The 6,412-nt window shown below is 70.9% G+C and carries 7 protein-coding genes and 1 pseudogene; 2 read left to right on the forward strand and 6 right to left on the reverse strand.

Features of this window, described 5'->3' with window-relative positions; all coding sequences use genetic code 11:
• Nucleotides 1-3: 3 nt before the first annotated feature.
• From IEZ07_RS33365 to IEZ07_RS33380, 4 genes are all read right to left on the reverse strand, one after another.
• A complete protein-coding gene (locus IEZ07_RS33365) occupies nucleotides 4-885 on the reverse strand; it encodes an ABC transporter permease (protein WP_191898437.1) in 882 nt (293 codons plus the stop codon).
• Nucleotides 886-956: 71 nt separating this feature from the next.
• Nucleotides 957-1,748, reverse strand: a complete 792-nt coding sequence (locus IEZ07_RS33370; protein WP_373293817.1) for an ABC transporter ATP-binding protein — start codon at nucleotides 1,746-1,748, stop codon at nucleotides 957-959.
• Nucleotides 1,749-1,788: 40 nt separating this feature from the next.
• Nucleotides 1,789-2,862, reverse strand: a complete 1,074-nt coding sequence (locus IEZ07_RS33375; protein ID WP_191898438.1) for an ABC transporter substrate-binding protein — start codon at nucleotides 2,860-2,862, stop codon at nucleotides 1,789-1,791.
• Between the two features lie 744 nt (nucleotides 2,863-3,606).
• Nucleotides 3,607-3,891 (reverse strand): hypothetical protein, encoded by a 285-nt coding sequence (locus IEZ07_RS33380; RefSeq protein ID WP_204054749.1) that lies wholly within the window; start codon nucleotides 3,889-3,891, stop codon nucleotides 3,607-3,609.
• Between the two features lie 247 nt (nucleotides 3,892-4,138).
• Here IEZ07_RS33380 and IEZ07_RS33385 point away from each other — a divergent pair, with 247 nt between their 5' ends.
• Both IEZ07_RS33385 and IEZ07_RS33390 read left to right on the forward strand, forming a co-directional pair.
• Nucleotides 4,139-4,702, forward strand: coding sequence for a DoxX family membrane protein (locus tag IEZ07_RS33385; protein WP_191898439.1), 564 nt, complete (start codon nucleotides 4,139-4,141; stop codon nucleotides 4,700-4,702).
• A 201-nt stretch (nucleotides 4,703-4,903) separates the two neighbouring features.
• Nucleotides 4,904-5,380 (forward strand): annotated as a pseudogene (locus tag IEZ07_RS33390) (phosphoketolase family protein); the annotation flags it as partial.
• Between the two features lie 335 nt (nucleotides 5,381-5,715).
• On the opposite strand, the gene IEZ07_RS33395 reads toward IEZ07_RS33390, so the two are convergent.
• Nucleotides 5,716-6,150 (reverse strand): pyridoxamine 5'-phosphate oxidase family protein, encoded by a 435-nt coding sequence (locus IEZ07_RS33395; RefSeq protein WP_191898440.1) that lies wholly within the window; start codon nucleotides 6,148-6,150, stop codon nucleotides 5,716-5,718.
• A gap of 29 nt (nucleotides 6,151-6,179) precedes the next feature.
• The coding region (locus IEZ07_RS33400; protein WP_191898441.1) for a response regulator transcription factor at nucleotides 6,180-6,412 on the reverse strand (233 nt) is incomplete at its 5' end.

The raw sequence follows: 6,412 nt of genomic DNA on the forward strand, positions 1-6,412 counted from the left end.
GGCTCAGTCGGCGGCCTGGTGCAGGCCCCACCGGCGGCGCAGGGCGTTGTCGGCGGCCCCGAACAGCAGGTCCACCACGATGCCGATCACCAGGATCACGATCATCGTCGCGAGCAGGCCCGGCGAGTCGGCCAGTTCCCGGGCGAAGTGCAGTTGCTCGCCGAGGGACGGCTGGTTGGCGATGATGACCAGCAGCTCGCCGGCCATCAGGGAGCGCCAGGCGAAGGCCCAGCCCTGCTTCAGCCCGGCCAGGAACGACGGCAGGGAGGCGGGCAGGATCACGTGCCGGTAGAGCCGGAGCCGCCGCAGGCCGAGCATGTGCCCGGCGCGCAGCAGGATCGGCGGGGTGTAGTCGACCCCGGCGATGAGCCCGTTGGCGATGGACGGCGCGGCGCCGAGCACGACGACGAACATGATGGCGCTCTCGGTCAGCCCGAACAGCAGGATCGCCAGCGGGAACCAGGCGATCGACGGCATGGTCTGCAGGCCGGTGATCAGCGAGCCCACGGCTCGGCGCAGCGGGCGGATGCGCGAGACGAGCGCACCGGCCACGAGGCCGACCGCGATCGCCAGCGCGAACCCGGCGACCGCGCGCCGCATGGTGACGGCCACGGCCGTGTAGAACTCCGCTTCGCCGAGGCGCTCGGCGAGCACGCCGAGGGTCGTGACGGGGCCGGCGAAGACGTACTCGGGCCACCAGCCGGCCAGCACGACCAGCTGCCAGGCCACCAGGACGAGCGCGACGGCGGACGCGATGGGCCAGATCCCGGACCAGGTCCGGGAGGCGAGCCCCCTGCGCTGCCGGGTGGTCAGCTCCAGCGCGTCGAGACCGGCGAGCTGCCGGGCGTGGACGTCTCCGCTCCGGGTGCCGGCGTCAACGGACATCTCGGGCCACCTTCCAGGGTGCTCCGCCGACGGCGGGAGGGGTCGGGACGGCGAGGGCCGCGAGGGCGGGGTCAGCGGCCATGGCGCATGACCTCCTCACGCAGCCGGTCGGTGATCCGGCCCGCCTGCTCGGCCACCTCGGCGGAGTCGGTGCGGCGGGGCCGCTCCAGCGTCACCGGGAAGTCCTCGACGACGCGGCCGGGGCGGCTGCTCAGCAGGACCACCCGGTCGCCGAGCCGTACGGCCTCGCGGACGTTGTGCGTGACGAACAGGACCGACAGGTTCCGCTCGCGCCAGATGCGCTCCAGCTCGTCGTGGAGCAGGTCGCGGGTCATCGCGTCCAGCGCGCCGAACGGCTCGTCCATCAGCAGCACGTCGGCGTCCTGGGCGAGCGCGCGGGCCAGCGCGACCCGCTGGCGCATGCCGCCGGAGAGCTCGTGCGGGCGCTTGGCGCCGAACCCGCCGAGGTGCACGGTCTCCAGGAACTCCGCGGCGCGCGCCCGGCGCTCCGCCCGGGTCACGCCCTTGGCCCGGAGCGCCATCTCGATGTTGGCCGAGACGGTCAGCCAGGGGAAGAGCGCCGGCTCCTGGAACATCATCGCCACCCGGCCCCCGTCGGCCTCGATCCGCCCGGCGGTGGGCCGGTCGAGCCCGGCGACGAGGGACAGCAGGGTGCTCTTGCCGCAGCCGGAGGCGCCGAGCAGGCAGACGAACTCCCCGGCACCGACGTCCAGGGAGACCTCGTCGAGGGCCAGCAGGCCGGTCCGGCCCTGGCCGTACATCTTGGAGACGGCCTCCAGCCGGACGGCGGGCCCGCGGCCCTCCGCCCGGCCGGCGGCCTGCTCCGTGAGCGGAGCGGTCACGTGTTCCTCCTCTTGCCTCGGCGGACCCCGCCGGGGAGCCTCACTTGTCGGAGATCTGCGGCCGGCCCCTGGCGGCGAGGACCTCGTTCAGGATCTTCAGGTCGTAAATGCCGGTGAGGTCCACCGGCTCGAGCAGCCCGACCTTGACGGCGTGGTCGGCGCTGCCCACCAGGGACGAGGCGATCGGGTCGTTGGTGAAGGTGATGTTCTTGAAGGCGCCGTCGAGCACCTCGGGCTTGAGCGGCTTGCCGGCCAGCTTCTCCAGCGCGGCGTTGGCCGTCTCGGCGGCCTCGGCCGGGTCGGAGGCGATGAGCTCGTTGGCCTCCACGTGGGCCTCGATGAGCTTCCGCACCGCCTCCGGGTGCTCCTTCGCGAACTCCTGGCGGACGATCAGGTGGGTGATCACGAACTCCTTGCCCGGCCACAGGTCCCGCTCGTCGACCAGCACCTTGCCGCCGCTCTCGGTGATGAGGCGGCTGGCGAACGGCTCGGGCACCCAGGCGCCGTCGATGTCGCCGGTGGCGAAGGTCTGGATGGTCTGGGAGTTCTCCTGCGGCACGATCGAGACCTCGCCGCCGCCCTTGGTGTCGGTCTTGACGCCCTTGGAGTCGAGCCAGTGGCGCAGCGCCACATCCTGGGTGTTGCCGAGCTGCGGGGTGGCGATCTTCTTGCCCTTGAGGTCCTCGACGCTCTCGATGCCCGGTTTGACGACGAGGAAGACACCGCCCGAGGCCGCCCCCGCGACGATCTTGATCGCCTGGCCCTTGGACTTGGCCCAGGCGTTGATGGCCGGGTTGGGGCCGACGTAGGTGGCGTCGACCGCGCCGGAGAAGACCGCCTCGATCGCGGCGGGGCCGGCGTTGAAGGTGCTGGTCTTGAGCGCCGTGCCGGAGCCGAGGTGCTTGGCGTACAGGCCCTTCTCCACCCCGACCAGCGCGGTGGCGTGCGTGATGTTCGGGAAGTAGCCGAGCCTGACCTCGGCCGGTCCGCCTCCGCCGCCGGCGGCCGCGGCGGTCGTCCCGGCGGGCTCGGCGTTCCCGCAGGCCGCCGCCAAGGTGGTGAGCGCCAGTGCGGCCAGTGCGGCCACCGCTCCGCGGGCCCTGCGAGCGTTCATGAGTTCTCCCTATTTCCCACTTATTTAGTAGATTTAGTGTGTTTATAGAGCCCCGAGACCTCCGCGTCAAGCCGGATGCCGGATTCGTCCGCGAACGGCCGTGTCCCCGGGCCGCGCGGTCTGCGCGGCCCGGGGACACGGGGTACGGGGGTATGGGTGCGGTCGCCGGTTCGCCGGGCGCGGCCCGGGAACCCGAACGGATCTACGAGGTGAGACGGGCCGCCTCCGCGCCGGCGGCCCGCAGCCGCCGGGTGCAGGGGTGGCGGGGCAGAGAGAAGACGTCGTCCACGTCCCCCTCCACTGCCCGCCTTTGGCCATGGCTCCCGAGACTCCCGAGCTCATCGCCCGGTAGGGGGCCAGCGCCGGGCAATTGTAGATGCGGTAGTCGATCTGGATCCCGGCATCGGTGATCGCCCGCCATGTGGCCGACAGCAGTTCGATGTAGTCGCTGCCGGTCAACGCGAGAGGGACGTAGCCGGCCGCGGTGACCAGCGCAGCGTGGGCGTCGTTGGGCGAGGTGGCCCGATCGGGGGTGAACGGGTGGCGCAGCCCGTCATGGGGGCGGCTCTACCAGCCGGCGACCACCCACTCGTCGGAGAGCTCCTGCAGGTCCGGTAGCGACCAGGTGGCCCGCTCGGCCGCATCGGTGCCGCGCCGGGTGGTGTCGCGGCCGGTCAGGTGGGCCAGGAAGTCCGGGGCGTGCTTGCGGGTGCGGCCCGCCTCCGGCCACAGCAGCCAGAACGGCTACGACACGATGGCGGTGACCGCGGGGTCGAAGTCCAGCGCGATCAGATGGTCGCGCTCCACCCACGACTCGAACCCGATCCGGCGCCCTTGCGTCGCCGACCAGTACCAGCCCGAGTAGTTGCGCTGGCCCTTGTAGGAGGGGAACGCGCGCACCGGATCATGCAGCTCGCCGGCCACCTGCGGCAGCCATGCCCACGGCATGCGCCGCTCAGTGCCGTCGCGGGCCACGTACACCGCTTCCAGCCCGTCACCCGATTCCGGCGCCACCTGTGTGTCGATCACCCTCCGATGATCTCCGCTGGCAGGGGTCGCGATCAGCACCGAATCTGCCCGGAACGTGGTTCACGCGCCTGCGCCGATGCCGCGTCAGGGCACCGGTAATCCCTGCGGGCGGGACCGGGACGGAAGTCCCACCGGCCGCAGGACCTTGGAGACGTGGACACGAGCCGTACGGCTCTGCGGAAAGGGCGAGGCCAGACGATGTACTGGGTGACGTAACAGAGAGAAGAAAGCGGAACAGGAGCCAGTCATGGCCGTCATCCACGGACGCAAGCCGGTCAACGGCCACGTCACCACCCCCATCACCACCACGCCCGCCGCGCAGGAGCGTACCCCCGTCGTCTACGCCTGGGCCGCCGCCCGCATCGCTCTGGGCTGGGTGTTCCTGTGGGCTTTCGTCGACAAGATGTTCGGCCTCGGCTTCGCCACCCCCGCCGCCAAGGCCTGGGTCAACGGAGGCAGCCCGACCACCGGCTTCCTCAAGGGCAGCGGCGAGAACGCCCTCGGCGGCTTCTTCAGCGGCCTGGCCGGGCAGGCCTGGGTGGACTGGCTGTTCATGCTCGGCCTGCTCGGCGTCGGCGCCGCCCTCATCCTCGGCGCGGGCCTGCGGATCGCGGCCGGCGCGGGCGCGACGATGATGCTGCTGATGTGGGCGGCCCAGCTGCCGCTGGAGACCAACCCGTTCATGGACGACCACATCGTCTACGCCATCGTCCTGATCGGCCTGGCCGCCGCCCACGCCGGCGACACCCTGGGCATCGGCACCTGGTGGGGCAAGACCGCCCTGGTCAAGCGATTCCCCATCCTGAAGTGACCGCCTGCACCACGCCCGTCCCCTGAAAGACCAGGGGACGGGCGTTCGCTTTTTCGGAAAGGGCCGCCGTGCGGCGGGAGCCTCGGGCGAGCCCGGGAGACCGATCGGAAAACACATCGGAGATGTCATGGTCCCGATGGCGTCCGGGGTGGGGACCAAATCCTCTAGGTGATCAAGAAAGATGCGAGAGGAGTCGGATCCATGGAGAAACTGCAGCGCATCGACGCCTACTGGCGGGCCGCCAACTACCTTTCGGTCGGACAGATCTACCTGCTGGACAACCCCCTGCTCACCGAGCCCCTCGCGGTCGAGCACATCAAACCCCGCCTGCTCGGGCACTGGGGCACCACGCCGGGACTGAACTTCTGCTTCGCCCACCTCAACCGGATCATCGCCGAACGCGACCAGGAGATGATCTACATCGCCGGTCCCGGGCACGGCGGACCCGCCGCGGTCGCCCACGCCTGGCTGGAGGGCTCCTACACCGAGAAATACCCCGACATCACCCGGGACGCCGCGGGCATGCGGAAACTCTTCCGCCAGTTCTCCTTCCCCGGCGGGGTGCCCAGCCACGTCGCCCCCGAGACGCCCGGCTCCATCCACGAGGGCGGCGAACTCGGCTACGCCCTGGCCCACGCCTACGGCGCGGCCTTCGACAACCCGGAGTTGGTGGACGCTGGTCTGCCCTGTGGAGTCGCGTTTCTGAATTGTCATGCCACGATGGTCGTGTTCTCGAACTCTATCGGAGTCAACATGCCGAGGCTGCTGTGCCGCCGACAGACCGGCGGCGCCCCCGGTGCCATCGCCCACGTGGTCGACCAGCTCGGCGTGTACCGCAAGGCCCTGCGCGGCTGGGTGCACCAGGCCGAGATCGACGACGGGCAGCGGCTCGGCACCTCCACCAGCGATGCCCAGAAGATCACCGAACTGGAGCGCGAGGTCCGCGAGCTGCGCCGCGCAGGCAAGATCCTCAAGACCGCGGCCTGTTTACGGTGCCGGGCGTCCGTCCCGGATCAGAAATAGGCCTCGACCCGGCGGCCGGAGATCTGCTCCACCGGGAGCACGATGTAGTGGTCCCGGTGCTCCGGCCGCTGCCCGTCCCGGGGTGTCCAGGGCGCCAGGGGCAGGTGGGCCAGCCGGCTGAACTCCTCGCGGCCCTCCGGAACGGCGCGTGCGTGCCCGATGACGGTCACCGACCATCCGGTCCGGCCGGCCTCGTCGAACGCGTCGGCCTCCAGGGCTACGACCGCATCGCGCACCGCGGCCGCCAGCTTGGACCCGGCCCTGGTGCGGATCACCAGCCGTTCTCCGTCCAGCGCGTAGTTGACCGGCTGGATGGCCGGCAGCGCGCGGTCGGTGAAGACGATGCGCCCGAGCGGCGCCGAGGCGAGCAGTTGCATGGACTCGGCCCGTGAGAGCACCCGCAGGTCCGTGGAATCGACTTTCATGTCTCCAGCATCGGCCTGGCCACTCTTCCTCACCAGGGACGAAGGTCTCCCCGCTCGCCGCGTTCGGCCTTGAGCCGGGTGACCAGCGCCGCAGCCTGGGTACGGCGCTGCATGTCGAGCTTGCCCAGCAGGTTGGAGACGTAGTTCTTGACCGTCTTCTCCGCCAGGAACATCCGCTCGCCGATCTGCCGGTTGGTCAGCCCCTCGCCGATCAGGTCCAGGATCTGCCGCTCCTGCGCCGACAGGGCCGCCAGCGGGTCCT

This window comes from Planomonospora parontospora (assembly GCA_014647935.1).
GTDB classification, from domain to species: Bacteria; Actinomycetota; Actinomycetes; order Streptosporangiales; family Streptosporangiaceae; genus Planomonospora; species Planomonospora parontospora.